This window comes from Myxococcus sp. AB025B (genome assembly GCF_006518215.1).
Taxonomy (GTDB): Bacteria; Myxococcota; Myxococcia; order Myxococcales; family Myxococcaceae; genus Myxococcus; species Myxococcus fulvus.
Genome location: NZ_SRLW01000084.1, coordinates 1 through 26,033, shown reverse-complemented (window position 1 = coordinate 26,033; position 26,033 = coordinate 1). Strand labels below are relative to the sequence as shown.

19 protein-coding genes are annotated in these 26,033 nt (G+C 71.2%); 7 read left to right on the top strand and 12 right to left on the bottom strand.

Translation table 11 applies throughout. The features are described from left to right. Window positions 1-57 precede the first annotated feature (57 nt). The 6 genes from FL311_RS16280 to FL311_RS16255 form a co-directional block, all read right to left on the bottom strand. Entirely contained in the window at window positions 58-1,473 is a 1,416-nt protein-coding gene (locus FL311_RS16280; RefSeq protein WP_141326057.1) for an MATE family efflux transporter, read from the bottom strand. A 77-nt stretch (window positions 1,474-1,550) separates the two neighbouring features. Beyond that, a complete protein-coding gene (locus FL311_RS16275; protein WP_141326056.1) occupies window positions 1,551-2,462 on the bottom strand; it encodes a bestrophin family protein in 912 nt (303 codons plus the stop codon). Window positions 2,463-2,607: 145 nt separating this feature from the next. Then, complete coding sequence (locus FL311_RS16270) at window positions 2,608-3,204, bottom strand: hypothetical protein (RefSeq protein ID WP_141326055.1); 597 nt, start codon at window positions 3,202-3,204, stop codon at window positions 2,608-2,610. A 142-nt stretch (window positions 3,205-3,346) separates the two neighbouring features. Beyond that, on the bottom strand, window positions 3,347-3,523 hold the full coding sequence (locus FL311_RS16265) for a hypothetical protein (protein ID WP_228556905.1): 177 nt from the start codon (window positions 3,521-3,523) through the stop codon (window positions 3,347-3,349). 241 nt (window positions 3,524-3,764) lie between these two features. Then, window positions 3,765-4,628 carry a GRP family sugar transporter gene (locus FL311_RS16260; RefSeq protein ID WP_228556904.1) on the bottom strand — a complete coding sequence of 288 codons (864 nt, stop codon included), beginning with the start codon at window positions 4,626-4,628 and terminating at the stop codon, window positions 3,765-3,767. A 126-nt stretch (window positions 4,629-4,754) separates the two neighbouring features. Continuing rightward, window positions 4,755-6,716, bottom strand: a complete 1,962-nt coding sequence (locus FL311_RS16255) for a discoidin domain-containing protein (RefSeq protein WP_194869226.1) — start codon at window positions 6,714-6,716, stop codon at window positions 4,755-4,757. A 113-nt stretch (window positions 6,717-6,829) separates the two neighbouring features. Between FL311_RS16255 and FL311_RS16250 the strand changes: the two genes are divergently transcribed. Beyond that, the gene (locus FL311_RS16250; protein WP_141326052.1) at window positions 6,830-7,651 is read left to right on the top strand and encodes a hypothetical protein; all 822 of its coding nucleotides are present in this window, start codon (window positions 6,830-6,832) and stop codon (window positions 7,649-7,651) included. A 9-nt stretch (window positions 7,652-7,660) separates the two neighbouring features. Here the strand turns inward: FL311_RS16250 and FL311_RS16245 are convergent, their stop codons facing one another. Further along, window positions 7,661-10,126, bottom strand: a complete 2,466-nt coding sequence (locus FL311_RS16245) for a WD40 repeat domain-containing protein (protein WP_141326051.1) — start codon at window positions 10,124-10,126, stop codon at window positions 7,661-7,663. A 36-nt stretch (window positions 10,127-10,162) separates the two neighbouring features. Next, a complete protein-coding gene (locus FL311_RS16240) occupies window positions 10,163-12,058 on the bottom strand; it encodes a transketolase (RefSeq protein ID WP_141326050.1) in 1,896 nt (631 codons plus the stop codon). Between the two features lie 196 nt (window positions 12,059-12,254). Here FL311_RS16240 and tal point away from each other — a divergent pair, with 196 nt between their 5' ends. Further along, on the top strand, window positions 12,255-13,376 hold the full coding sequence (gene tal, locus FL311_RS16235; RefSeq protein WP_141326049.1) for a transaldolase: 1,122 nt from the start codon (window positions 12,255-12,257) through the stop codon (window positions 13,374-13,376). A 50-nt stretch (window positions 13,377-13,426) separates the two neighbouring features. Further along, the gene (locus FL311_RS16230; protein WP_141326048.1) at window positions 13,427-14,734 is read left to right on the top strand and encodes an acetamidase/formamidase family protein; all 1,308 of its coding nucleotides are present in this window, start codon (window positions 13,427-13,429) and stop codon (window positions 14,732-14,734) included. A gap of 110 nt (window positions 14,735-14,844) precedes the next feature. Here the strand turns inward: FL311_RS16230 and FL311_RS16225 are convergent, their stop codons facing one another. Further along, the gene (locus FL311_RS16225; RefSeq protein ID WP_141326047.1) at window positions 14,845-16,899 is read right to left on the bottom strand and encodes a glycoside hydrolase family 71 protein; all 2,055 of its coding nucleotides are present in this window, start codon (window positions 16,897-16,899) and stop codon (window positions 14,845-14,847) included. A gap of 313 nt (window positions 16,900-17,212) precedes the next feature. Here FL311_RS16225 and FL311_RS16220 point away from each other — a divergent pair, with 313 nt between their 5' ends. Then, window positions 17,213-19,639, top strand: coding sequence for an ABC transporter permease (locus FL311_RS16220; RefSeq protein ID WP_141326046.1), 2,427 nt, complete (start codon window positions 17,213-17,215; stop codon window positions 19,637-19,639). A gap of 117 nt (window positions 19,640-19,756) precedes the next feature. After that, the gene (locus FL311_RS16215; protein ID WP_141326045.1) at window positions 19,757-20,218 is read left to right on the top strand and encodes a hypothetical protein; all 462 of its coding nucleotides are present in this window, start codon (window positions 19,757-19,759) and stop codon (window positions 20,216-20,218) included. 58 nt (window positions 20,219-20,276) lie between these two features. Here FL311_RS16215 and FL311_RS16210 read toward each other — a convergent pair whose 3' ends face one another. The 3 genes from FL311_RS16210 to FL311_RS16200 all read right to left on the bottom strand — a co-directional run bounded on the left by FL311_RS16210 (window position 20,277) and on the right by FL311_RS16200 (window position 24,097). Beyond that, on the bottom strand, window positions 20,277-20,927 hold the full coding sequence (locus FL311_RS16210) for a carbonic anhydrase (RefSeq protein WP_141326044.1): 651 nt from the start codon (window positions 20,925-20,927) through the stop codon (window positions 20,277-20,279). A 67-nt stretch (window positions 20,928-20,994) separates the two neighbouring features. Then, complete coding sequence (locus FL311_RS16205) at window positions 20,995-22,473, bottom strand: hypothetical protein (RefSeq protein ID WP_228556903.1); 1,479 nt, start codon at window positions 22,471-22,473, stop codon at window positions 20,995-20,997. Between the two features lie 154 nt (window positions 22,474-22,627). Then, window positions 22,628-24,097, bottom strand: a complete 1,470-nt coding sequence (locus tag FL311_RS16200) for an FAD-dependent monooxygenase (protein WP_194869225.1) — start codon at window positions 24,095-24,097, stop codon at window positions 22,628-22,630. 87 nt (window positions 24,098-24,184) lie between these two features. Between FL311_RS16200 and FL311_RS16195 the strand changes: the two genes are divergently transcribed. Both FL311_RS16195 and FL311_RS16190 read left to right on the top strand, forming a co-directional pair. Next, window positions 24,185-24,817: a TetR/AcrR family transcriptional regulator C-terminal domain-containing protein gene (locus tag FL311_RS16195; RefSeq protein WP_141326043.1), complete on the top strand. Its 633-nt coding sequence runs from the start codon at window positions 24,185-24,187 to the stop codon at window positions 24,815-24,817. 138 nt (window positions 24,818-24,955) lie between these two features. Next, on the top strand, window positions 24,956-26,033 hold a 1,078-nt coding region (locus tag FL311_RS16190; protein ID WP_228556902.1), incomplete at its 3' end, for a condensation domain-containing protein.

Here is a 26,033-nt window from a genome sequence, read left to right as displayed (position 1 = left end):
TGCCGGCCGGAATGTTCCATCACCCCTGTCCGCGTCACTTCGTGGGAATGAAGCGCGCTACCGGGGCCCCTCGCGGAAGATGGCGCCGGCCAGGGTGGCCACGCTCGTCACGGCCGCGAAGGCGACGAGGGCGGCGGAGACGAGCGCGAAGAGGGTGGGCAGGCCCGCGCCGAAGTGGGAGACGGCGAGCCAGCCCAGGCCCGCGGCGATGAGCATGCGCGCGGTGCCTCCGACGACGGGCCAGAAGACCCGCGCCACGCCCTGGGAGGCGAACCCGAGCACGAAGCCCAGGCCCAGCAGGCCATAGAACGGCGCGACGATGCGCAGGTACAGCGCCCCGGGCGCGAGCACCGCAGGGTCCTGGCTGAACAGGTGCAGCCAGAGGCCGGGCGCCACCGCCACGACGAGTCCGATGGCCGACGTCACCCCGAAGCCCAGCCAGGCGCCCACCCACGCGGTGCGCCGCGCCCGCTCCAGCTGCCCCGCGCCCGCGTTGGTGCCCACCATCGTCAGCACCGCTGTCCCCAGCCCGAACAGCAGCGGCACCAGCAGGTAGTCCAACCGGGACGCGATGCCGTAGCCGGCGAGCGCCTCGACGCCGAACAGGCCCACCGCGCCGGTGACGACGATGACCGTCAGGTTCGGCTGCACCGCGCTGAACGCCGTGGGCAGCCCCACGCGCAGGATGTCGCGGACCAGCCGCCCCTCCAGGCGCGCGGGCGAGAGCCGCAGCGAGGTGCGCCCCGATGCCAGGTGCTTGAGGAGCCAGAGCGCGGCGCCCAGGTAGAACAGGTCCATGGCCAGCCCCGCGCCCGCGATGCCCAGCGCCGGCAGCGGCCCCACGCCGAAGATGAGCGCCGGGGAGATGACGACGAGGACCCCCGCGCCCGCCAGCGTCACCTTCGCCGGCAGCTTCACGTTGCCCGCGCCTCGCAGCGCCGCCGCCAATAGGTTCACCACCCAGAACGGGATGGCCCCCAGGAACAGGTAGTTCGAGTACTCCACCGCCGCGTCCAGCGCCCCCGCCTCGCCGCCCAGCGCGCGGTAGAGCGCGGGGCCTCCCAGCCACGCGAGCAGCGTGGAGACGAGCCCCAGGCCCACGCCCATCACCACCGCGTGCCACACCAGCGCGTCCGCGTCCTGGCTGCGGTGCGCGCCCACCGCCCGCGCCACCGCGGAGGCCACCCCGCTGCCGATGCCCCCGTTGGACATCATCGTCATCAACATGAAGATGGGGAACACCAGCGACACGCCCGCCAGCGCGTCGGTGCCCAGGAAGCTCACGTACCAGGTCTCCGCCACGCCGACGAAGGACTGCGCCACCAGCACCACCGTGGTGGGCACCGCCAGCTTCAAGAGCGTGGGGAGGATGGGCCCGTGCAGCAGCGCCTGCCGGATGTCCGCGCCCGCGGCGCCCGCCCTCTGCTCGCCGCTGGCCTCGGCCTCCGAGGCGAGTGCGCTCTTCACCTGCATGGTTCCTGCTCCCGCGTGACGTATGATGAGCGTAATATGGTGTCGCGCGGGAGACACCGGAAAAAACCGGTGGGGCCTCAGGTGAGCAGGAAGCTGTCGTCGGGCCGTGTGGGTGGAGGGAGGGGCTCGCCGGCCAGCTCCAGCACGGCGCGCTCGATGTTCCGCGTCAGGGCGTCGAGCGGCAAGTCGTTGGGCTCGGTGCCGAAGGGGTCCTCCAGCTCGGAGGTCACCATGTCGAGCGCGATGAACGTGTACGTGACGAAGACGGAGACCAGGGGCGTGGACCAGCCCAGGCTGCCGGCCAGGGCGAAGGGCAGCAGCAGGCTGTAGATGTAGACGGTGCGGTGGAGCATCACGCTGTAGACGTAGGGGATGGGGGTGCTGGCGATGCGCTCGCAGCCGCCGAGCACCTCCGAGAAGCGGTCCAGGTTGGCCTCGAGCGGGGCGACGAGCAGCTCGCCCAGCCGTCCCTCCCGCCGCATCCGGGCCACCCAGTCCGCCAGCGCCAGGATGACGCGGGGGGCGCGCTGGCCGGCCTGCTCCACGCGCTCGCGCACGCCCGGGGGCAGGGCGTCGAGCGCCACGGGGGTGCCGCGCAGCTGGTGGTTGAGCGTGAGGGCGAGCGCGCGGAGCAGGTCCGTCACCTCGCGGCGCTCCTCGGCGGAGAGGGCGGGCGTGGGCAGCGAGAGGGCCTGGCGCATGAAGGAGCGCGAGACGATTTGCAGCGAGCCCCACAGCTTGCGCGCCTCCCAGAAGCGGTCGTAGGCGGTGCTGTTGCGAAACCCCAGGAAGATGGCGAGCGCCACGCCCAGCAGGCCCAGGGGGCCTTCGCGGAGGTTGAACTTCAGGTTGAACGGCAGCGGCTGCAGGACGACGGCCAGGCACGCCAGCGCGAGGAAGAAGCCGAGCCGGGGGAAGATGCGTGGCATGACCGAGCCACGCCAGACGAAGAGCATGCGAAGCCAGTGCATTCGCGGGCGGACAATCATGCCGCCCCTGTAACACGCGACGCCGGGGCAGGGTGGGGGCGCCCCGGTCCCGTTGAAGCCGGACTCATCGGGGGCATCCGCGCCGACGAGCCCCGCCCGCCGGCTCAGCGCACCTGGGGGCCTCCACTGGCGTGCTTCCGAGGGCTCACAACAGCCTGGTCAGGACGAACGTCACGGGCCCGTTGAGCGTGGCGAGCCCTTCTGGCGAGGCGCACTTGTTGCCGAGCAGGTCGTTCGCGTAGGTGCTGACCCGCACCATGGTCGCGCCCGCGAACCTCCCCGACCTCACCGTGCCCGTGTCGGTGATGGTCGTCGCCACGTCTCCCACCCCGACGACGGTGGCGGAGAAGAGGACCTCGGACTCTCCCGGGGCTGGGTTTCCCGGCTCACTCCAGATGAGCCGCAGCGTGCCGTAGCTGGAGTGCAGGAGGTCCAGACACGACGCGGCCTTGATGGGGCCCGTCCGAGGCACGAAGGTGGCGGTCAGTCCCGAGAGCAGGCAGTTGGACAGCACGCCTCCCGCCGAGGCCACCACGTCCTGCGGTTCGTTCTTCAGGGGCGGGTCGAAGGTGGAGATGACCGTGCCTCCGCAGGTCACCAGCGTCAGCAGTCCCTGCTCGGTGGCGCCGACCTCCGCCGGGCTCGTCGAGGCCCCTGGCTCCGGCTCCAGCGCTTCCGGTCCGACACCACACCCCGCGGTGACGAGAAGCCCCGCGACGAAGCCCGACACGTGACGACGCATGAATGCCCCTTTGGGTTGATGGGCATACAGCATACGGATACGTGCCCTGGCGCCGTGGGGGCCGACACCTGGGGGCAAGGAGGCTGTCGGGTTCCAGGCGTGACAAGCATTGACCAGGCGGCACTTGGACCTGGGGTCCACTTCACGGGGGGCAGGTCTGTCTTTGCGCGCGGCGGGTGGGCCTTTCGTGGCGATGTGGGGGCAGGGGCACCTCGCGCAGCTGGATTCCCACCCGGACGATGGCGTGGAGCACCGGCGCCAGCTCCTCTCCGAGCGGGGACAGCGCGTACTCCACCGAGGGCGGAGGCATGGGCCGCACCTCGCGCGTCCCGCGGTGCGCAAGGCGCTCGAGGTCGAGGGGCTGCCCGTCTGACGTCCCGGCCTCACAGGCGGGCCAGGATTTCGGTTCGCTTCGACTCGTGCTCGTCGGGGGGATGTGTCCCGCGTCGACCCGCCGGCGCAGGTCCTCCGTCGCCTTCACGGGGTCGTTCTTCCGCTGGAGGCGGATGGCGGTGTGCCACTGCTCCAGGAGGAGGGGCTCGGACCCGGAGGCGCCTCCGTCAGTCGCGGGCCTGCCCCACGAGGACGCCCCCTGCAATCACCAGGGCGACGCCGATGAAGACGAGCACCAGCTCCTTGCGCGTCTTGTGCTCGCCGAGCAGGAAGACGCCGCCGAGCGTGGAGATGATGACGCCCATCTGCGACACGGTGAAGCCGGTGGTGACGCCCACGCGCTCGTCGGCCAGCAGCAGCGCCAGGTTGCCCGTCGCCCAGATGAGGCCGGGGAGGATGTTGAGCCAGGTCTTCTTCACGAAGGGCCGGCCTTCGCCACGCAGTGACAGCAGGAAGGCCGTCGTCAACAGCCCCACTGACTGGGGGAGGATGGCGTCCCAGCCGCTGACACCGAACCACTTGGGGATGATGACGTAGGCGACCAGCCCCGCGCCGCAGAGCAGGAGCGCCGTGAGCCCCGCGTTGCGCTGGGCGGGGCTCGCGGTGTCGCGGACCTCCTTGTAGGACGTCATCGCGACGCCCAGCATCACCACGACGAGCCCCGTCGTCCCCAGCGCCACCTTGGCGGTGGTGGGCCACTCGTGGAACACCAGGACGCCAATCAGCGACGTGCCGATCAGCTGCAGGCAGACGATGGCGGGCATCGCCGTCGACACGCCGAGCAGCGTGAACGAGCGGAACTGGTTCGTCTGCCCCACCGCGCAGCAGGCGCCGGAGGCGAAGCCCGCCAGCACCACCGTGCGCGACAGGTGCGGGGAGACGACGTTGAGCGCGACCAGGGCCAGCACCAGCGCGCCCAGCGTGCTGCCCAGGACCTGTTGCTTGGGCCGCCCGCCCACCTTCGCGACGAGCAGCGGCTGGATGCCCCAGCACAGGGGCGGGATGAGCACGACCAGGTTCTCCAGGCTCATCCCCATGCTCCCCGCCTTCGGCCCCCCGGAATCTAGGCCCGGAGGACGTGGCGGGAATCGGCCCCGTGGGCAGCGCCATGTGGGGCGGGGGACAGTGACGGCGTTGTCCCTCCGCCCGAGGCCCGGCTACGGGCGGTGGCTGCGGCGCTGCTGGAGCAGCCAGTCGTAGAGCTCGAGCGTGGCGTAGGCGGTATCCCACGTCGAGCCGTCGTGGCGACCGCCCGGGATGACGGTGAAGCGCATCGCGCTGGAGCCCGCGCCGCAGCGGGTGTCCAGCCAGTTCTTGAGGTTGCTCGGGCGGCTCGGCGTGTCGAGCTCGCCCTGGAAGGACCAGATGGGCAGGGACTTGAGGTTGCAGACGTTCGCGTCGTTGGTGGGCGTGGACGTGAAGGCGATGGGGACGATGGCCGCGAGCGGCCCGCTGTCCGTGATGCCCTGCTCCAGGCTCCGGTTGCCGCCGCCGCTCAGGCCGGTGAAGTAGATGCGGTCCGTGTCCACGCGGTAGTCCTTCTTGGCGTCCTCGACCAGGGCCAGCAGCGCGTCGTTGTTGAACCAGCCCGTGCCGGAGTTGGTGAACGGCAGCCGCTGGTTCGGGGAGATGACGATGGCCTTCATGGCCGCGCGGAAGCTGGCGGAGTTGAACTGCCGCGCCAGGCCCTCGGGGTTGGCGAGAACGCCGGAGCGGTCCGTGGCCAGCGTGGCGCCGCCCAGGCCGTGCAGCGCGATGATGAGCGGCCAGCGGGTGGTGTGGTCCGCGTTGTACTGCTGGGGCAGGAACAGGGCGTAGTCGTAGCGGACGTTGCGCACCAGCGTCTGCTGTCCGGCGGCGCACGTGGTGGGCGCGGTCGACGCGACCCCGGGCCGGCCCGACAGCTCCAGCTCGCGCAGCCGGCAGTAGGGCTGGTCCTTGCACACCACCCGGACCTTCGTGGTGGTGACGGGCGCGGTGAAGGTGAGCGAGCGCTGCGTGTTGTTGAGCGGATTGCCCTCCACCACGGAGCCCGGAATCGTCTTCCAGCAGCCGCCGTCCCAGCTCTGCAGCTCGAACGCGGTCATCGCGTAGGACGACGTCGCGCTGGTGGACAGGTGCAGCGTCGCGCCGTGCACCTCGTGGGCGCTCCCGAGGTCGACGTCGAAGTAATTGTGCGTCTGGAAGTGGTAGCCGGACTCCCAGCGCGTGGTGAGGTTCCCGTCCACGGCGTTGGAGGGCGGCAGGTTGGCGTTGCTGCTGCCGGCGGAGACCGGCTTGCCGAGCGCCACGTTGGTGAGCGTCTGGGGCGCGGGGGCCACCGTCACGCTGACCTCGTCCGTCCCGGTGGCGCCGTCATCGTCGGTGGCGGTGAGCCGGAAGACGGCGGTGCCGACCGTCAGTCCCGTGGCGCTCAGCGTGGCGGTGCTGACGCCGGAGAGCGTCGCGGTGGGACCGCTCACCTGTGTCCATGCCAGCGAGACCACCGTGCCGTCCGCGTCGGTGGCGCCGCCGCTGAAGGTGACGCTGTTCGTGGGCAGGGTGACGGCCTGGTCCGGGCCGGCGTTGGCCACCGGCGGGATGTTCACCTCGGTGGCGTGCGGCGTTCCGAAGACCCACAGCTCCTTCACGCGGCAGTTGTCCGCGAGCGGGTCCTTGCAGGAGAAGCGCACCTTCTTCGCCGTCACCGGCTGGGTGAACGTCGTCGACACCGCGATGAGGGTGTTGTTCGTCTGGCTCGCGCCCGGGAGGGACTTCCAGCCCGTGCCGTCGTCGTAGAACAGCTCGTAGCTCTTGATGGGCCGGTCGGCGCGGAAGCCCGTGTAGAGCTCCATGCGCACCAGGTCGAACGTCCCCTGCAGGTCGATGTCCAACAGGCGCGTCTCGTTGTAGATGCCGGGGCACCAGCGCGAGTCATCGCTGGTGAGGTCCCCGTCCACGGCGTACTCCGGGAGGAAGCTGCCCTGGGTGGCGCTCGCGGTGGCGGGCTTGTGGAGCGTGACGTTGATGGGCTCCGCGAGCGCGGCGGCCTGTCGCCAGAGGCCCGCTTCATCGGGGGTGCCACAACCCAGCAGTACGCCCATCACCAGGGTGCACAGTCGAGACGGAATCCTTCGCATGATGTCCTCCTCCTCAGGCTCATGAGGGAGAACGGGGCCGCTCGCGGCAAGTCTCATGGCCTCCGTGTTTTGCGCGGGTGTACCGTCCACCCGGTTACCGAGAGGTGGGGAACATGCGCGTCGCAGCCGCTCCTGGATGGCTCGTGGTGTTGTCCGTGTCCGCGTGTGCCCACCCCTCCTCGTCGGAGCGGCCGGGGGCCACGGGGTGCTCGGCGCCGGGGACGCTGTGCTGGGACTTCGAGGAGGGGCGACTGCCGGAGGGCTGGACACCGTTCCGTGACGAGTTCAGCGGACAGCTCCTCGTGGATGACACGCGTGCCCGGGGTGGCCGGTATGCGCTGCACGCGAGCCAGCTCGTCGGAGGCCGCGAGGGCGAGCAGGGCGGTCCGAAGAAGACCGTGCGCTTCGAGCTCCCGAAGGACTTCGGCCCCGTGCTCTGGGGACGTGTCCACGTCTACGTGACACCCGCGCGGCCGGCCTCGCACGCGGGGCTCTTCAACGCGCGGTATCCGCGCCCGGGGAGCCAGGACACCGCGTTCGAGGCGCTCGACTGGTACGAGGTGGCGACGTACCAGGAGAAGTACATGGCCATCTGGCATCCGCCGGAGCCGCCCGGCTTCCCGGAGTGGGTGCAGGTCTCCGACACGCCGCTCGTGTTGGGCCGGTGGGCCTGCGTGGAGTGGCTCTTCGACGGCGCGAACGGTGACGCGCCCCAGGCCGCCGAGCCTCGCGTGTGGCTCGACGGCGTGGAGCTCCAGTGGCCTCGCAGGTTCGTCTTCGCCGACCCGCCCACCCAGACACCGCCGATGCGAGAGAAGGCTCGCGACTTCACGGTGCTGGAGGCTGGAGTGTTCCTCTATCAGGGCCTCTCGACGCCCACGGACTGGTGGCTGGATGACCTGGCCGTGGGCCCCCGACGCGTGGGCTGCGAGTGATGGCGGGCTTCAGGCTCCGCCCGTGGGGCCGTGGAGCTTGAGCACGTAGAGGAAGTCCGGGACGGTGAGGCCGCGCGCCACGACGAGCCCGTCGCGCAGGATGAGCGTCTCCTCCAGCGAGTCGTGGAAGTGCGCCAGGGGCGTGGTGTCCAGGCGGCGATGGAACGCGACGGGCGCGTCGCCGAGCACCTCCCAGTACGCGCGGCGGGTCACCTCGTCCGGCGGCGCGTTGCCTTCGAGCACCTCTCGGGGCGCTCCCGTGGCCAGGTCGAAGAAGCGCGTCTTCTGGTCATCCGAGCGGGTGACCAGCACGTCTCCCTCCATGGCCACCTCGAACGGCAGCGCGGGGTGCGGCACCTCGTACACCCGCCGCCCCGTGTCCGCTTCGTACAGGCGCACCCGGTCATCCAACGTGCACACCGCCACCCGTGAGCCATCCGCGGAGAACCGCGCGGCGATGACCGGCTCCTTGGAGACCTGGAGCACGCGCCGGAAGCCCGCGGGCAGGTCGAGCAGCTCCAGCTCACCCGTGGCGCGCCCCACCGCGATGCGCGGTACGCGCTCGGCCGCCGTGTATGCCACCGCGGGCTTCATCAGGGCCTGGGTGTCGAGCACGAGCCGCCCCGTCTTCACGTCGTGCACCTGGAGCCGTGAGAGGGCCTCGTAGCCCGACACGACGTAGGCGCCGTCTGGCGTGAACTCCACCAGCGTGACGATGGCCTCGGGGCCCTTCAGCGTGTGGAGCAGGCGCCCGTCGGCCACGCGCCACACGCGCACCACGCCCAGCTCGAACGTCCCCGCGAGCAGCGTCGAGTCCGGGGAGAAGGTCATCACCTGCTCCATCGTCATCTTCCGGGACGCGTCCCGCCCCTCCAGCGGTCTGTCGGTCAGCTCCGTCGTCGGCGCCATGCGCGCCACGTCGAACAGCTGGAGGCCCCGCCGCCACCCGTCGTCCAGGTAGCGCGTGACGGGATAGGCGGCCCACGCCTCGTTCGGGCTCAAGCACCAGGGATGCAGGCCGGAGTCGTGGGCTTCGCGGGGTGGCTCGCGCACATGTCCCCGGGCGTCGATGACGAGCATGCCGTCCATCCGCTTCGCGATGGCCAGGCCGCCCTCGCCCCGTCCCCACAGGTGCTTCACGCGGTGCTGCTCGGAGAGGAGCCTGGGCGGGACGGGTGCATCGAGCCTGCTCACGAGCACGCCGCCATCGACGGCCGTCAGCGCGAAGTGCTGCTGGTCCGGCGAGAAGGCCGCGCCGCGCTCGTGCCCGTCCGAGGAATAGGGACGCGACCACACCGTGGCGCCGTCCTTCACGTCCAGCACCTCCAGCCGGTCGTACCCCAAGAGCCCCAGCCGCGAGGTCCCCAGCCACTGCACGTGGGAGTAGCGCGAGCCGCCTCGCAGGCCGCGCACCCGCTGCCAGCTCTTCGTCTCCGCCACGCCCACGTCGTCGAGGTCCGCCCACGCGAGCCACTCGCCGTCCGGACTGATGGCCACCGTGCTCACGGAGCGCTGCGCGTCCAGCCGCGCCACCTGCTCGCCCGTGGACACGTCCCACACGCGCACCGTGTCGTCCGATGCCCCCGACACGAGCCAGCGGCCCGAGGGATGGAACGTCACGCTCAACACCGACTGCTGGTGCCCCTTGAGCGTGCGGACCTTCTCGCCCGTGTCCAAATCGTACAAGTGGATGCGCCAGCCCAGGTTGCCCACCGCGAGCAGCGTGCCGTCCGGGCTGAAGGCCACCGACGTCACCTGTCCCTCCTGGCGCCCGAACACGTGGAGCTGCTCGCCCGTCTCCACGTCCCAGACGCGCGCGTCATGGGCCCTGGAGCCCGAGGCCAGTCGCTTGCCGTCCGCGCTCCAGGCAATCCCACGCACCTCGCCCTCGTGGCCCTCCATCGTCTGGAGCCGCTGGCCCGTCGCCACGTCCCAGACCTGGACGTTGTCGCCGTCCTCGTGCAAGCCGGTGGCGAGCCGCGCCCCCGTCGCATCGAACGCCGCGCACAGGACGTGGGCCTCGTGCCAGAGGTACGTGTCGGCGCCGTCCAGTGAGCCACGCAGCGGCAGCAGGGACTCCACCCAGGCCGCGCCGCCGGAGGCCTCGCGCTGTCGTCGCCACCATGCCGCCAGTTGGTACAGGTGCGCCTCCGGGTCGTCCCAGGGGCCCTGGCCCGTCGTGGCGTAGTGGGGCGCGGCGTCCGGCGCGTCGTACCAGCGCAGCCGGTTGTGGAGGCACTGGAAGAGGGCCTCGGGGTGCTCGCGCAGGAAGTCCGCGTCGAGCGCGACGGCCTTGCGCAGCACGCCGAGCGTCCGGGGGCCCACGGTGGGGCCGTCCTCGTGCAGCACGCGCGTGTCCGCGGGCGTCCGGGCGAGCGCGTCGTCGAGCGCGGCGAGCAGTCCGTCCACCCCTTCGGCGGCGAGGAGGGATTCGAGGGTGGAGAGCTCGGTGAGGGAGGCGAGGTCGTGGGGCATGGAGGGCCGCATTCTCGCGGCGACCCTCCACCAGGTTCAATGGGTGCGGCGGGCCTTCGCCGTACCGGTGGTGCGCGAGCCCTCGGGGGCCGGGGTGTCGCGCAGGGCGTGGACGGCCTCGACGATGTGCGCCGCGTCGATGCCCGCCGCGCCGAGCAGCTCCTCGGGCTTGCCGGAGCCGGGCAGCTTGCGCACCGCGAGGCGCTTCACGCGGGGCAAGGGCTCGGTGCCGTCCGAGAAGGCCTCCAGCACCGCGTCCGCGAGCCCGCCCTCCGCCCAGTGGTCCTCGACGACGAGGAGCCTGCCCTGGGTCTCCTTCGCCGCCTGCCGCAGCGTCTTCACGTCCACCGGCTTCACCGAGTACAGGTCGATGACGCGCACGGACACGCCCGCGTCCTGCAAGCGCGCGTGGGCCTCCAGCGCCTCGTGCAGCGTGATTCCTGCGGCGACGATGGTGACGACGTCCCGGTCCGAGCGCCGGAGCACCTTGCTGCCGCCGATGGGGAACTCCTCGGTGGGCGCGTAGAGCACGGGCGTCTTGGCGCGCGTGGTGCGCAGGTAGCTGATGCCGCGCAGGTCCACCAGGGCGGCCATCAGCCGGGCCGTCTGGTTGGCGTCGCTCGGGTAGAGCACGGTGCTGCCGGCGACGGCGCGCATCATCGCCAGGTCCTCCAGGCCCATCTGTGACGGTCCGTCCTCGCCAATGGACACGCCCGCGTGGCTGCCGCACACGTGCAAGGTCGCGTTGGACACGGCCGCCATGCGCAGCTGGTCATACGCGCGCGACAGGAAGGCGGCGAAGGTGCTGACGAAGACGCGCTTGCCCAGCACCGCCATGCCCACGCCGCTGGACACCATGTTCTGCTCGGCGATGTACATCTCGAAGTACCGGTCCGGGTGCGCCTTGCGCAGCTCCTCCGAGTACGTGGAGTTGGACACCTCCGCGTCCAGCGCGACCAGGTCCGGGTGCGCGTCCCCCAGCGCCGCGAGCGCGTCGCCGTACACCTTGCGCGTGGCGACCTTCTCGTCCGTGGCGTAGGTCGGCAGCTTCAGCGGCCCCGGAGCGGGCTTCGCGGGGGGCTTCGTCACCTCCGGCTTGCGCACCTCGAAGCGCAGGTCGCGCTCGCCGCCGAGCTCCTGGATGGCCTCGCGTGCCTTGTCCTCGGGCAGGGGCTTGCCGTGCCAGTGCTCATGGTTGGCGATGAGCGAGTAGCCCTTGCCCTTCTCCGTCTTGAAGACGAGGCACGTGGGCCTGCCCTTCGTGGCCTGGGCCTCGGCCAGCGCGCGGTCGATGGCGCCCAGGTCATGCCCGTCCACGGCCAGCGCATGCCAGCCGAAGGCGCGCGCGCGGGCGACGTAGGCCTCGCCGTTCCAGCCCAGCTCCGTCTCGCCGCTCTGGCCCAGGCGGTTCATGTCGATGAGCGCGCACAGGGTGTCGAGCTGGTAGTGCGAGGCCTTGTCGAACGCCTCCCAGACCGAGCCCTCCGCCGTCTCGCTGTCGCCCATCATCACGTACGTGCGGAAGCGGCGCTGGTCCAGGCGCGCGGTGAGCGCCATGCCCACGCCGATGGCCAGTCCCTGGCCGAGCGAGCCGGTGGCCACGTCGACGAGCGGCAGCACGTGCGGGTTGGGGTGTCCCTCCAGGCGGCTGCCGAACCTACGCAGGGACAACAGCTCCGCGTCGTCGATGGCGCCCGCCGCCTTGAACGCGGCGTAGAGGACCGGGCAGGCGTGGCCCTTGGACAGCACGAAGCGGTCATTGTCCGGCGCATGCGGGTGCTGGAAGTCGAAGCGCAGGTACTTCTGGAACAGCACCGCGACGATGTCCGCCGCGGACATGGACGAGCTCGGATGTCCGGAGCCCGCCGCCGTCGTCGCGCGGATGCTGTCGACCCGCAGCTGCGCCGCGAGCTCTGCCAGGGTGTCTGCCATCGTCTCTCTCCAGGCTGGGGGACCTCCGTAGGGTGTTGATGGCCGGGCCCCGGGTGAAGCGGCGTGGAGGCACGAGGTGAGAGGACGGCCGAGGGGCCTCTCTTCGCAGGGCAGCCCGACGAGGGGGCTCCCGTGTGCAGGCCCGCTCACGTTCCGGCGCGCGTGGGCACATTGAAAGCCAGGGGTGCGAACCGCCATGAATCCACTGCGTCAGCTCGAGGAATTCGGCCAGACCGTCTGGGTGGACAACCTCCAGCGGAGCTACATCACCGAGGGGACGCTCCAGAAGCTCATCGCCGAGGATGGGCTCAAGGGGCTGACCTCCAACCCCACCATCTTCCAGAAGGCGGTGTCGGGCAGCGAGGACTATGAGGACCTCTTCCGGGCCGCGCGGGGCCAGGGGCGCTCGGCGGGTGACGTCTACGAGCAGCTCGCCGTGCGCGACGTGCAGGGCGCCGCCGACATCCTGCGCTCGGTCTACGACGCGCTGAAGGGGCGGGATGGCTACGCGTCGCTGGAGGTCTCGCCTCGGCTCGCGAACGACACGAAGGCCACGCTCGACGAGGCGCGCAGGCTCTGGAAGATGCTGGACCGGCCCAACGTGATGGTGAAGGTCCCCGGGACGGAGGCCGGGGTGCCCGCCATCGAGCAGCTCACCGCGGAGGGGCTCAACATCAACGTGACGCTCCTGTTCAGCCAGGAGCGCTACCGGCAGGTGACGCACGCGTACCTGACGGGCCTGGAGCGCCTCGCCAAGGCGGGCGGGGATTTGAGCAAGGTGTCCAGCGTTGCCTCGTTCTTCGTCAGCCGCATCGACGTGGCGGTGGACAAGGAGATACAGCAGCGCCTGAAGGCGGGCGTCACCGCGGAGCAGCGCAAGGTGCTGGAGTCGCTGCACGGCAAGGTGGCCATCGCCAACGCGAAGCTCGCCTATCGCATCTACCAGGAGGTCTTCAGCAGCCCGCGCTGGAAGGCGCTCTCGGCGAAGGGCGCCAAGGTGCAGCGGGTGCTGTGGGCGAGCACCAGCACGAAGGACCCGAAGCTGCGGGACGTGCTCTACATCGAGGAGCTGATTGGCCCCGACACCGTGAACACGATGCCGCCGGCCACCATCGATGCGTTCAGGGACCATGGCAAGGTGCGCACCACGCTGCTGGAGGACCTGGCGGGCGCGAAGGAGACGATGCGCCAACTGGAAGCTGGTGGGGTGTCGATGAAGAGCGTCACCGAGCGGCTGGCCGTGGACGGCGTGCGGCTCTTCGAGGAGTCTTTCGACGCGCTCCTGAAGGCGGTGGAGGCGCAGCTGAAGAAGTCGTAGGCGACGCGGCGGCGTGCGAGCCCGACGGGTCTCTGGCATGGTGCGCGGACATGCGACGACTCCTCCTGGCCTGGTTGTGCTGCTGCGCCCCGTCCCTCGTCCTCGCGCAGTCGGTGGTGAAGGAGGAGTGGGTCGTCACCACGGACATGTGGGGCAATGCGCTGCACCAGGGGCTCACGCTGGAGCGCTCGGGGAAGAAGCTGTCCGGCACGTTCGACGGTGACGCGCTGGAGGGCGAGCGCACAGGCAACGAGGTCCGCTTCACCGTCACCGACTCGCGTCAGGCGCGCTACGTGTACACGGGCAAGGTGCGGGGAGACCGGCTCGAGGGCACGGCGGACGTGCCGGACACGAACGACAAGAAGGCGCGGGTGAAGCGGGCCTTCACGGCGCGCCAGATTCCGGAGCGGCCTTCAGGCCCACCGCGTCGGCATGAGTTCACGCCGACGTCGTGGTCCAACGAGTTCTCGGCGGACCGGGCGCCGGTGCTGACGCTGTGGTCCGGGGACACGGTGAAGACGACGACGCTCGACTCCGGTGGAATGGATGCGCAGGGTGTGTCGCGCGCGCTGTATGGCAATCCGCAGACGGGGCCGTTCTTCATCGGGGACGCGCGGCCGGGGGACATGCTGGCGGTCCACTTGAAGCGCCTGCGGTTGAACCGGCGCAGCGCGGACAGCCTGGACAGCATCGTCAGCCGGGCGATGACGCCGCTGTTGGCCTCGAAGGCGACGGAGCTGGGCAAGCCGGTGCGCTGGACGTTGGATTGGGAGAAGGGCGTGGCGCGGCCGGAGACGCCCACGGAGAAGCTGAAGGACTTCACGGTGCCGCTGCGGCCGATGCTGGGCGGGCTGGCGGTGGCGCCGGGCTTCGGCTCGCCGCCGGTCTCCACGGGGGACACGGGGCGTTTCGGTGGGAACATGGACTTCAACGAGGTGGTGGAGGGCAACACCGTGTACCTGCCCGTGTTCCAGCCGGGAGCGCTGCTCTACGTGGGGGACGCGCACGCGGGGCAGGGCGATGGCGAGACGTCTCAGTTCGCGCTGGAGACGTCGATGGAGGTGGAGCTGACGGTGGAGGTCATCCGGGGCAAGGCGCCGTCGATGCCGCGAGTGGAGTCGCCCACGCACCTGATGGTGTTGGGGCAGGCGGGCTCGCTCGACGATGCCCTGCGCCAGGCGACGAGCGGCCTGACGCAGTGGCTGGCGCAGGACTACGGGCTGTCGCTCTCGGAGAGCGCGCAGGTGATGGGCACGAGCGTGCAGTACGTCGTCGCCAACCTCGCGGGCCGCAGCGTCGGTGTCGCGGCGAAGCTGGACAAGGCCCGGCTGGCGCCGCTGCGGCCCTCGGAGGAATAGGCCCCTCTCGCTTCTTCGGCTGGGAGGTGAAGCGGCCCAAAGCTAGGCATGCGTGTCTTTCACGGCCCGTCGGGTCCGCCGTGTCTGTTCAACGGCGGACCCGACTCATGTCAGGGAAAGAAGAACGAACGGTCGCAAGCGAGACTGCCTCCCGCGCGATACAGCATGTCTTGGTAGACGATGGTGTTGTTGATGGAAAACGCGCTCGTCACCGACGCCACGGTGACGCCGCCTCGCACCAGCCGGAACCGCGGCGTGCCCTGCTGCAGCGGCACCCGGAAGGACTGGATGCCCCCCGCCACGTCCCTGCGCTGAACGACGCCCGCGAACTCGATTTCGAGCGTCCCGGGCGCGGTGAGGAACGCGAGCAGCTCGACCTCGTTCGCGGCCGCCGCCCCACCCCGCAGCTCGTAGGGCGCGCGCTGCTTCGTCAGGTCCGGCGCGGCGCTCGTCGAGTGCACGCGGTGGAAGTAGTAGAGCGCGTCCCGGGCGATGGTCGGCTGGACGCCCGTCTTGAACCAGGCCGTGTAATAGGCCGTCAAATCGAACGCCGCCCACTGCGTGCCGGACGAGGGCGAAATCTCCGTCGCCTCCGAGTAGTCATTCCAGGTGATGAGCTGCACCCAGTCCGCGCCGCCCTGGATGGCCGCGTCCCACAGCGCCCGGTACGCCTGGGAGTTGTTCGCCTCCGTGTAGACGAGGTCCTTGGGCCGCGAGTCCTGCACCGCCACGGGCGCCATCCACTGGAGCCCCATCCCGTGCGCGGTGCCCACGTTGGTGCGCTGTCCCGCCGCGCTACCGAGCGTCCGGTTCCCCCACGTGGACGTCCCATACAGCGGCACCACCGCGTCGAGCGTGTTCGTCGCTGCCACCCAGGGGCGCACGTACACGGGCCACAGCGCGGAGGGGATGCCGCGCGCCTGGAGCGCCTGGAGCACCGACGCCCACCACTGGGGCGTGCGGTTGTCCGCCATGTACGGCGAGAGCAGGAGCCGCCCGTCCGGCAGGTGGTACACCGCCGGGTGCGAGGCCACCGAGCCGATGGAGCTCACGAACGCCGACAGCGCCTCCGCGTCCGTGCCCGAGTACGTGGAGCTCATGTCCGGCATGAGCACGATTCGAAACCCGCTGTCCACGTTGCTCGCCGCCTGGAGCAGCTTCAACAGCCGGTTCCAGTGCGTGCCGGTGTGGTTGAGGATGTCATACGTGAAGCCATCCAGCCCCAGCGCCGCCGCGCGCCGCACCTCCACCTCGAAGTTCGCCAGCTCGTAGTCCACGCCCGAGGCGCGCGGGGCCTGGGGCAGGGGGCGCTGCTTGAGCAGCCCGCCGCAGTACGCGAACTTGGAGTTCTCCCCGGTGGGCTGCAGGTAGTTGCGCGCGTAGTAGTCGACCGAGGGCTCCCGGTTGTCGAGCGAGAGCGGGTAGGGCGAGAAGTAGTGCGCGAACACCTTCTTCGGCGACGCGCGCAGCGTGCTCAGCGCCGGCAGGTTCAGCGCGAAGCACGGCGTCGCTGGGGCGTCCTCCACCTCGGCCGTGAGCGACGCGTCGAAGCTCAGGTCCGACGAGTTCAGCGTCGATTGGTGCACCTCCACCGCCACCACGTTGGTGCCCGCCACCAGCGCGGTGCTGGGAATGCTCGCCGTGTGCCACGCCTGCTCGGCGCTGTCGGCGATGACGGTGCTCGCCAGGGTCGACGCCGTCACCGTGCCCGAGGGCAGGTTGCTGCGCAGCACCTCCTGGCCATTCAGGTAGACGATGGCGCCGTCATCGCGCAGCAGCCGCAGCACCACGTTGCCCACCCGCGACGGGTCGGCGACGGTGAAGGCCTTGCGGAACCACGTCGTCACGTGGCGCGAGCTGGTGCTCGGGCCGTAGGCGACGATGGTGGCCTCGTCCCCATCGCCGTAACCCAGTTGCGCGGGCCCCTGGGCCCACGACGTGTCCGCGTAGCCCACCGACGTCCAGCCCGCGCCCGGGTCCACGCCCGTGTCGCGGTAGCGCCACGTGCTCCCCGCGGCGATGAAGGTGACGGCCTGGAGCGCCCGCGCCTCGGCCGCGTCGCCAGGGGGCTCCGAGACGGGCTCGGAGGTGGTGGGACCACAGGCGCTCAGCCAGGGAACGAGCACGGCGAGCCAGCGCGCTCGGCGGGAGGCAACGAGATTCATGGGGGCGTCTTCCGAGGGGGGAGGGAAAGACAGGCAGACAGATAGCCCGTCCTCTCGTAACACGCGACAGGTGGTGAATTCGAGACAAGTTGGGCGGTGGCTGTGTATTGCGCCGTTGTCGCCAAATTCCACCCGTGAGCCGGCGTATCAGCCCATCCCATTTCCGGGCGCCCTGCCCCCGGATGTGGGAAAGCGGTGGGGTACCCCGGTTGTCGGCTCCCAGTGGAGGGCCGGTGGCACCTGCCTTGCTGTCGGGACGCTCGGGATGGGCTCGCGGCGAAGGCGAGTCGGTGGTTCAGCTTGGGAGAGTGGCATGACGGGCCTGGTCCAGGAGTTCCGCCTCGCGCTGCGCAGGTTGCGCGGCTCGCCGGGGTTCACGCTGGTGGCGGTGTTGACGCTGGCGCTCGGCATCGGCGCCAACAGCGCCATCTTCAGCGTGGTGGACGCGGTGCTGCTGCGGCCCCTGCCCATGGCGGAGTCCGAGCGGCTCGTGCGGCTGTACAGCTCGGACGGCTCGCCCGGTGACTCGCCTTCGTCCGGGCCGGACTTCGTGGACTTCCGCGAGAAGAGCCGCTCCTTCTCCGGGATGACGGCGGTGCGCAGCGGCGAGCAGAGCCTGGCCAGCGACGGCGCGGCGCCGGAGCGGCTGCGCGGCACCACCAGCACCGCGGACTTCTTCGACGTGTTGGGCGCGCGCGTGGCGCTGGGCCGTGGCTTCCGCCCCGAGGACGAGCAGCCGGGGCAGGAGCGGGTGGTGGTGCTCGGCCATTCGCTGTGGAAGCGCCGCTTCAACGCGGACCCGGGCGTGCTGGGCCGCTCGCTGTGGCTGGGCGGTGAGCGGCACACGGTGGTGGGCGTGGCGAGCGAGGGCTTCAGCTTCCCGCTGGAGACGCAGCTCTGGGCTCCGTTCGTCTGGGACGAGTCGCTCACCGGGGCCTCGGCGCGCTCCACCCACGGCCTGCGCGTGTACGCGCGGCTCAAGCCGGGCGTCACCCTGGAGGCGGCCCGCGCGGACGTGGCCGAGGTGGCCCAGGCGCTCGCGGTGGCCTACCCGGAGTCCAATGGTGGCTACCGCGCCACGCTCGTGCCCCTGCGCGAGGCGCTGCTGGGCAATGTCCGCCCCGCGCTCCTGTTCCTGCTGGGCGCGGTGGGGCTGGTGCTGCTCATCGCCTGCGCCAACCTCGCCAACCTGCTGCTGGCCCGCGCGGTGAGCCGCCGGGGCGAGCTGTCCGTGCGCATGGCGCTGGGCGCCAGCCGGGGCGACATCCTGCGCCAGCTCCTGGTGGAGAGCGGCGTGCTGGCGGCGATGGGCGCGGGGCTCGGGGTGCTGCTGGCCGGGTGGCTGCTGGATGTCCTCGTGGGCCTGTCCCCCAGGGACATCCCAGGGCTCGCGGGCGTGGCCATCGACACGCGCGTCGTCGCCTTCACGTGTGTGCTGGGGCTCGTCACCGCGCTGCTGTTCGGCCTGCTGCCCGCGCTCCAGGCGTCCCGGGAGAATCCGGCGGCGAGCCTGCGCGAGGTGGGCGCCAAGGGTGGCACGCGCGGCGGGGGGCGCGCGCGTCACCTGCTCATCATCGGCGAGACGGCGCTGGCGGTGGTGCTGCTGGTGTGCGGCGGGCTGCTGCTCAAGGGCTTCCACCGCCTCTCCGACGTGGACCCGGGCTTCCGTCCGGACGGGGTGCTCAGCTTCGAGCTGGACCTGCCGGAGAGCGCCTACGGCTGGGCCTCCACGCAGAACCAGCGCTTCTACGGCGAGCTGCTGGAGCGGCTGCGCGCGCTGCCGGGAGTGCAGGCCGCGGGCGCCGCGCTGGGGGTGCCGCTGGACGGCCGCTACATGGTGACGGGGATGTGGGACGCGGCGCGGCCGGAGCCCGGGCCCGGACAGAGCTGGGGCGTGCAGGTGGGCGTCATCACCCCGGGCTACGCGGAGGCGCTCGGCCTGCGGCTGGTGTCGGGCCGGTGGCTGACGTCCGCGGACGGCGCGGGCGACGGACAGCGCGCGGTGCTCATCAGCGAGGAGGCCGCGCGGCGCTACTGGCCTGGGGAGAGCCCGCTGGGGCGCACGGTGGAGATGGGCATCAACTTCGGCCTGGGCCGCTTCGGCGGACAGGTGGTGGGCGTGGTGGGGGACACGCGCAACGACGGGCTGGAGAAGGCCTCCTTTCCGCAGGTGTACGTGCCCTTCTCCCAGGCGCTGTACGGGAAGATGACGGTGGTGGTGCGCACGAAGGACGCGCCGCTCTCGCTGATGAGCCAGGTGCGCGAGGAGGTGCGCGCCCTGGACGCGGACCTGCCGCTGGGCAGCGTGCGCACGCTCGAGGACCTGATGGGCGAGGCGCTGTCGCGGCCGCGCTTCTACATGCTGGTGACGACGGGCTTCGCGCTGCTGGCGCTGCTGCTCGCGGCGGTGGGCCTGTCGGGCGTCATCGCCCACGCGGTGAGCCACCGCACGCGGGAGTTCGGCATCCGCATGGCGCTGGGCGCGCGCGGCGTGGAGCTCATGAAGCTGGTGCTGGGCCAGTACCTGCGGCTGACGCTGGTGGGGCTCGGCGTGGGGCTCGGGCTGGCGCTCGTCGTCAGCCGGCTGATGGAGGGCCTGGTGTACGGCGTCGCGCCTTGGGACCCGGTGACGTACGGCGCGGTGGCGGTGCTGCTCGTCGGCGTGGCGCTGCTGGCCAGCTATGTGCCCGCGCGGCGCGCCACCCGGGTGGACCCCATCATCGCGCTCCGTCAGGAGTGAGCGCCCGTCCGGCCGCCTGCTTATGGGCGGGCCGGCCGACGCGGGCCCGTGTCCCGGGTTGTCCTCTCCGGAACAGTCTCCAGCTTTCAGGGAACCATCCTTCCCAAGGAGCCTTCCATGAAGCTTCCGCTGATGGCGGCCGTGGCCGCACTGACGTTCTGGGGTTGTTCCAGCCACTCGGCGAGCACGCGGGCGGATAGCCCCTCGGGCTCCAGCATCCCGAGCGCCACGGGGGGTTCGGGCTCGGTGGACGCGGCCGAGCAGGAGCGTCAGGCGCGCGAGGATGCGCGCGATGCCAACGAGAGCCCGGGTGAGGCCGCGGACGTGGTGGACAACGAGCGCCGGGACCGGGGCGGGGCGCCGACCCTCTACGACAATGAGGCCACGGGTGGCTCCGGTACGGACACCCAGGTGACGACGCCGGACGGCGAGAAGTGGGACGTCATGGAGGAGCCGGGTGGCTCCGAGCCGCGTGACTCGACCGAGGGCACGGGTGGCTCTGGTGTGGACGCGGCGGACGGCACGGACGGCAGCCTCGATGACGACCCGGCTCCCACGGGCGCCGAGGAGAGCCAGTAGTCCGTCGGGCCTCGCCTGACACTCCGCGCCGGTGCGCCCGGCGCGGAGCCTGGGACCCCTAGAAAATCGAGTCCTTGTCGGTGAGGTTGTAGACCTCCTGCACGCCGCGCAGCAGCTGGGGGAAGTCCAGCTCCAGGTCCCTCAGCAGGCCGGTGCGCATGTCGAACACCCAGCCGTGCACGGTGGGGAAGCCCTTCTCCACGTACGAGCGCTGCACCGCGGCCGTCTTGATGACGCTGATGCACTGCTCGGTGACGTTGAGCTCCACCAGCCGTGCATAGCGCGCCTCGACGTCCTCGAGCGCGTCCAGCTCCGCCTTGTGCAGGCGGTAGACGTCGCGCACGTTGCGCAGCCACGGGTTGAGGATGCCCAGGTCCTTGGGCTGCATGGCGGCCCGCACGCCCCCGCAGCCGTAGTGGCCGCAGACGATGATGCGCTTCACCGACAGCTGGCGCACGGCGTAGTTGATGACCGACATCACGTTCAGGTCGACGTTGTTGATGAGGTTCGCGACGTTGCGATGGACGAAGACGTCCCCGGGCTCCACGCCCATGATTTCGTTGGCGGGCACCCGGCTGTCGGAGCAGCCGATGTAGAGGTGCTCGGGGCTCTGTTCCGCGGACAGTCGTTCGAAGTACTGCGGGTCGTCCTTCGTCTTCGCGGCGGACCAGCGGCGGTTGTTCTCGAAAAGCTGTTCGTAGGAGGGCACGAATCGGGGGCATCCCTCCAGGGGCTCCCCCGCGTCAACGGGGAAGTGCGCCCGGCGGGTGACAGCGTCAGCGAGCGAGCTGAACGGGCCGGGAGGTGGCTGTCCGCGGTTGACGCATGTCGACCAGGATGTCGTAGGCCCGCGCCTTGGGGAGTACCGGCCCCGCGTCGAAGCGGTAGCTGGCGCGCGCGTCGGGGAAGCGCTCCCGGGCCACCAGGGCGAAGAGCTCCTTGGCCACCCACTCCGTGTCGACGGACACCGAGCCGAACTCGTCCAGGTAGCGCTGGGGCGCGGAGGAGTCCGTCTGTCGGGCGGTGAGCACGAAGACGCGCGGCGTGCGCGCGGGGACGAGCGCGGCGGCCCCCTGGCGCATCAGCTCCAGCTCCCGCTGCTGGGGCCAGGCGAACAGCTCCAGCGACTGTTGATGCGCGAGCAGCCCGCTCACCGCGACGAGCAGCGCCAGCACCGCGCCGGCCACGCGCGGCCCGTGCCGGGGCCAGTGCTCGCCCAGCTTCACCACGCCCGCGAAGAAGAACACGCTCCACACCCCCGCGAGCGCGAAGAGCGTGCGGTAGGTGGGCCAGCGCTCACCGGCGAGCAGGCTGGCGCAGTACGCGACGCTGGACAGCCCCACCAGCGCGAGGAGCCACGCGGTCACGCCCGTGCGCCCCGCGCGCCGCCCCTCGATGAAGAGCGTCAGCAGGAGCACGCCCAGCGTCACGCCCACCATGGGCCAGTAGCCCCACGCGGGCGCCGTGTCCGTGTCGTCGATGGCCGTCAGCGCCAGGGCGTTGGGCAGCACCTGGGTGACGAACCAGGCCGCCTTGTCCAGCAGGTGTCGCTCCAGCGCCATGCGCGGCGAGGGGGTGAACAGCCCCACCGCGAAGCTCATGCGCGTGACGACGTACGCCAGCCCCAGCCCCACGCCCAGCACGGACATGTGGCCCAGGAGCCAGCGGGCCGGAGCGCGCACGTCCTCGTGTCGCCGCGTCACCAGCACCGCCGCGAGCATCACCGCGTAGAACGGACCACTGGCCTGGTAGATGAGCGTCGACGCCGCCAGCGCCAGCGCGCCGCCCACCAGGAGCAGCCGTCCGCGGACGCCGCCGAGCCACGCGCCATCCGCCCCGATGGCCTGTCTCGTCAGCGCGAAGGCCCCCGCGCTCACGAGCAGGGCCACCGCCTGCGGCCAGCAGATGCTCCAGTTGGCGACGACCTGCGCGGACGGAAGCAGCGGGATGAACGCGGCCAGCAGCGCGGCGGGCACCTGCTTCCAGCCCTCGGCGCGCAAGAGCAGGTAGAGCACCACGGCGAGCCATCCCAGGCCGAGCACCGCCAGGGCCCGCAGGCCGCGCAGCCCGTCCAGGTCCCCGGCCGCGCGCGTGGTGCGCTCCAGCATCCAGCCATACAGCGGACGGCCCATGGCGCCGCAGACGCGGAGAATCTTTCCGGGCTCCTCGCGCGCCTCGCGCAGGATGGCGTAGTCGTCCCTGAGGCCGTAGCGCAGCGAGACGGCGCTTCCGTAGACGACCCAGGGAAGCAGCAAGAGCAGGGCGGCCGTACCCCAAGCCCGGAAGAAACCTGTCGTGAAGCGTGTCCGCAGGGGAGAACCTCTGAAGGCCGACACCCTAGCAGAGTCGTATGACGCGTCTCGGTATGCGAGGTGTCCCACTGAAAGGTGAAACACCAAACATCCGCTTTCACGCAGAGGCCGTCCACGCCCAGGCCACATGGCCATCCGGACGCACGAGCAGTCCATCCACGCCCCGGAGCGCGCCAGTATCGGTGGACGTCTCCAGCGCCAGGGCATTGACGCGGGGGCGCCAGCCAGGTGCGGGCTCCCAGTCCGAGGGCGGCGCGGCGGCGGGTGTCGCGTGCAGCCACAGCCAGTGGCCGTCATGGAGCCCGGAGTAGAGCGAGCGCTGGCCTCCGCCGGCGAGTCGCAGCGTCCAGTCCGGGAGCCTGCGTCCGGTCCAGCCCGGCAGGGTGCTCGGTGAAGGCGCGGGGATGGGGGCACCCGCGAAGGCGACGTCCAGTCCGCCGAGCTGTTCGGCGAGCCGCTGGTTGATGGCGGGCAGGCGCAACAGGCCATTCATCAGCTCGCGCAGCGCGAGGACCTCCGGGGTGAAGCCCATGAGCGCGGACTGGGCCTGGGTGTTGTCCAGGAGCGACTGCCCCACCGGATGTCTCTCCTGGTGGTAGCTGTCCAGCAGCGTGGGCGGCGCGCCCTCGCGCAGCACGGCGGCGAGCTTCCAGCCCAGGTTCATCGCGTCCTGCAGGCCCACGTTGAGCCCCTGTCCACCGGCCGGGTAGTGCATGTGCGCCGCGTCTCCGGCGAGCAGCACGCGGCCTCGCCGGTAGTGCTCCGCCAGCCGCGTCTCGTCGCCGAAGCGCGACAGCCACCGGGGCTCCTTCATGCCGAAGTCGGAGCCGGCCACGCGCGTGAGGCTCCCGCGCAGCTCCTCCAGGGACAGCGGCTCTCGCGGCGAGGTGTGCTCGCGCCGGGCGTCGGTGACGATGGCGCGGTACTGGCCCTGGCCCAGGGGCACGATGACGGCGTTGCCGCGCGCGTTGGTGAGCGCGAGGAACGGCGTGGAGGGAGGGTGCTCCAGCGTGACGTCGCCCAGCATCGACGTGCGCCTGGCCTCCGTCCCCGGAAAGCCGATGCCCGCGAGCTGTCGCACGACGCTGCGCGCGCCGTCCGCCCCCACGGCGTAGCGGGCGCGGCAGCGGAACGCTGCCCCCTGGACGCTCCCCGCGAGCACCACGCCCTCTGCGTCCTCGTGCAAGGACTCCACGACGTGGCCTCGGCGGATGTCCACCCCCAGCCCGCGCGCGTGCTCGGCCAGCAGGGCCTCGGTGAGCGCCTGGGGCAGGAACAGCGTGTAGCGGAACGTCGTGTCGAGCCCGGAGAAGTCGAGCCGCGTGTCCAGCAGGCCGAAGTGCCCGGTGGGCAGGGGACGCCCTCGCTCCAGGAATGGCGCCTCCAGCCCCCGCAGCGACAGCACCTCCAGGGAGCGCGGATGCATCGTCAGGGCGCGTGACTCCCGCACCGGCGCCTCCCTTCGTTCCAGGACGCACACCTCCACGCCCGCGAGCGCCAGCTCGGCCGCCAGCATCAACCCGGTGGGGCCACCTCCGACGATGGCCACCTCGACGTCCAGCTCCATGACTTGTCTCCTCCTGACGAATCTAACGTTGTTAGTTTTCATCTAACGGCGTTAGATTGGGTCGTCAACACGAGGTGGCACGGGCGCATGCGCATCCAGAAGGAGCAGGTGGTCCAGGCGGCGTGGACGCTGGTGGATGAGGTGGGTGTGGAGGGGCTGACGATGCGCTCGTTGGCGCAGGCGCTCTCCATCCAGGCGCCGTCGCTCTATTGGCATTTCCCCAGCAAGCAGTCGCTGCTGGAGACGATGGCGGACGCGCTGCTCGCGGACGTGGCGGTGGAGCGCCCGACGGGGAGGAGCTGGGAGGTGGTGGTGAAGGCCGTCGCGGGGGAGCTGCGGCGCGCGTTCCTGAGCCACCGGGACGCGGCCCGGGTGTTCGCGGGCACCGTCGTCGCGACGGAGAACACCTTCCGCGTCAGTGAGTGGCTGATGGAGGCGCTGACGCAGGCGGGGCTGTCCTCCAAGGAGGCGGGGTGGACCACCTTCACGCTGCTCGACTACGTCCTCGGGTTCACCATCGAGGAGCAGTCGTTGGGCACGCGCGATGCCCAGGCGCCCCCGGTGGCCGAGCAGATGCGGGCCCTGGCCACGCCGCGCTTCCCCCACGTGGCCCGGGCGGTGGAGGCCCTGGTGGACCCCGACTTCGACGCACGCTTCACGTTCGGCCTGGAGCTGCTCCTGGCCGGAGTGCGTGCTCGTAGACCCTCGCGCGCGCGGTGACCAGGCGACAGCACCCCTGCCCTGGGGGCGCGCCCCTGGGTGCGCCGCGTCTGCTCTTGCACGACCGGAGGTCGGACTATTGGAAGCGCTCCTTGACGTCGCCCCTCCACGCATCCACCTCAACCCTGGTGGCCGTGCGTGCGCGACGAGAAGGATGTGGTGAAGCTCCGAGCCGATGACCGAGAGGTGTCCTGGGAGCACCCGTCGCGGCCGGGGCTGTCCGCGTCACGGCTGCCTGCTCACAATGTGACCATCGAGGGTTGGGTGGTGGAGTGGCTCGCCCTGCACTGGCAGATGCCCGCGGCCTCCATCGACACCCGGCGCCCCCTGGTGGAGCAGGGCCTCGACTCGATGGGGGCGATGCGGCTCACGTACGACCTGGAGCAGTGGCTGGGGTTGCCCCTCACCCTGTCATTCCTCTGGGAGCAGCGCACCATCGAGTCACTGGCGCGCGCCCTGGCCTCGCCGGACACGCTGTTCTGCCTGTCGCCCGTGAGTGAGGCGGGCGACGCGGCGGAGCGCCTGGCGTCGGACACCGCGCCCGCGTCCCCGGGGCAGCGGCGGCTGTGGCGGCTGATGCGTCCTATGCCTGACAGCCCGCGCTTCCACGTCCATTTCGGGCTGCGGTTCGACGGGCCGCTGGATGTCGACTCGCTGAAGCTCGGCCTCGAGGAGCTGGTGCGTCGGCACGAGGCCCTCCGGACGACGTTCCGCGAGGGCGACGGCGCGTTGACCCAGGTGGTCTCGCCCGCGGCGCGACTGGAGCTTCCGGTCGTCGACCTGCGGGGCGGAGGCGCGCCGGAGGAGGCGCTGGACTCGTCCTCGTTCCGCGCGATGAACGATGCCCAGGCGCGCGCGCCCTTCGACGTGGCCACGGGTCCGCTGATGCGCGCCGCGCTGGTCATCCTGGCGGAGCAGACCCACGTCCTGCTGGTGACGCAGCATCGGCTCATCACGGACGGCCCGTCGCTCGGTGTCTTCGGACGGGAGCTGGCCTCGCTGTACCGCGTCTTCCAGGCCGGGGTGCCCTCGCCGCTGGCGCCTCCCGCGCGTCAGCCCGGGGACGTGGCGCGCTGGCAACATCGCTGGTCGACGAGCGACGCGGCCCGCCAGCAGCGCGAGTACTGGCGCGCGCGGCTGGAGGGCGCCCCGCCGCTCTCGCTGACGTCGCGATGGACTCACGAGGAGGACGCGGGAGGGCAGGGCGGGCTGGTGC

What these genes read in the sequence shown, in the direction of transcription:
- FL311_RS16250 (WP_141326052.1), top strand. Translation starts at nt 6,830, where the DNA reads ATGCGCGTCGCAGCCGCTCCTGGATGGCTCGTGGTGTTGTCCGTGTCC.
- FL311_RS16200 (WP_194869225.1), bottom strand. Translation starts at nt 24,097, where the DNA reads ATGGAGCTGGACGTCGAGGTGGCCATCGTCGGAGGTGGCCCCACCGGG.
- FL311_RS16215 (WP_141326045.1), top strand. Translation starts at nt 19,757, where the DNA reads ATGAAGCTTCCGCTGATGGCGGCCGTGGCCGCACTGACGTTCTGGGGT.
- FL311_RS16255 (WP_194869226.1), bottom strand. Translation starts at nt 6,716, where the DNA reads ATGCGAAGGATTCCGTCTCGACTGTGCACCCTGGTGATGGGCGTACTG.
- tal (WP_141326049.1), top strand. Translation starts at nt 12,255, where the DNA reads ATGAATCCACTGCGTCAGCTCGAGGAATTCGGCCAGACCGTCTGGGTG.
- FL311_RS16230 (WP_141326048.1), top strand. Translation starts at nt 13,427, where the DNA reads ATGCGACGACTCCTCCTGGCCTGGTTGTGCTGCTGCGCCCCGTCCCTC.
- FL311_RS16260 (WP_228556904.1), bottom strand. Translation starts at nt 4,628, where the DNA reads ATGAGCCTGGAGAACCTGGTCGTGCTCATCCCGCCCCTGTGCTGGGGC.
- FL311_RS16195 (WP_141326043.1), top strand. Translation starts at nt 24,185, where the DNA reads ATGCGCATCCAGAAGGAGCAGGTGGTCCAGGCGGCGTGGACGCTGGTG.
- FL311_RS16240 (WP_141326050.1), bottom strand. Translation starts at nt 12,058, where the DNA reads ATGGCAGACACCCTGGCAGAGCTCGCGGCGCAGCTGCGGGTCGACAGC.
- FL311_RS16275 (WP_141326056.1), bottom strand. Translation starts at nt 2,462, where the DNA reads ATGATTGTCCGCCCGCGAATGCACTGGCTTCGCATGCTCTTCGTCTGG.
- FL311_RS16270 (WP_141326055.1), bottom strand. Translation starts at nt 3,204, where the DNA reads ATGCGTCGTCACGTGTCGGGCTTCGTCGCGGGGCTTCTCGTCACCGCG.
- FL311_RS16280 (WP_141326057.1), bottom strand. Translation starts at nt 1,473, where the DNA reads ATGCAGGTGAAGAGCGCACTCGCCTCGGAGGCCGAGGCCAGCGGCGAG.
- FL311_RS16225 (WP_141326047.1), bottom strand. Translation starts at nt 16,899, where the DNA reads ATGAATCTCGTTGCCTCCCGCCGAGCGCGCTGGCTCGCCGTGCTCGTT.
- FL311_RS16220 (WP_141326046.1), top strand. Translation starts at nt 17,213, where the DNA reads ATGACGGGCCTGGTCCAGGAGTTCCGCCTCGCGCTGCGCAGGTTGCGC.
- FL311_RS16245 (WP_141326051.1), bottom strand. Translation starts at nt 10,126, where the DNA reads ATGCCCCACGACCTCGCCTCCCTCACCGAGCTCTCCACCCTCGAATCC.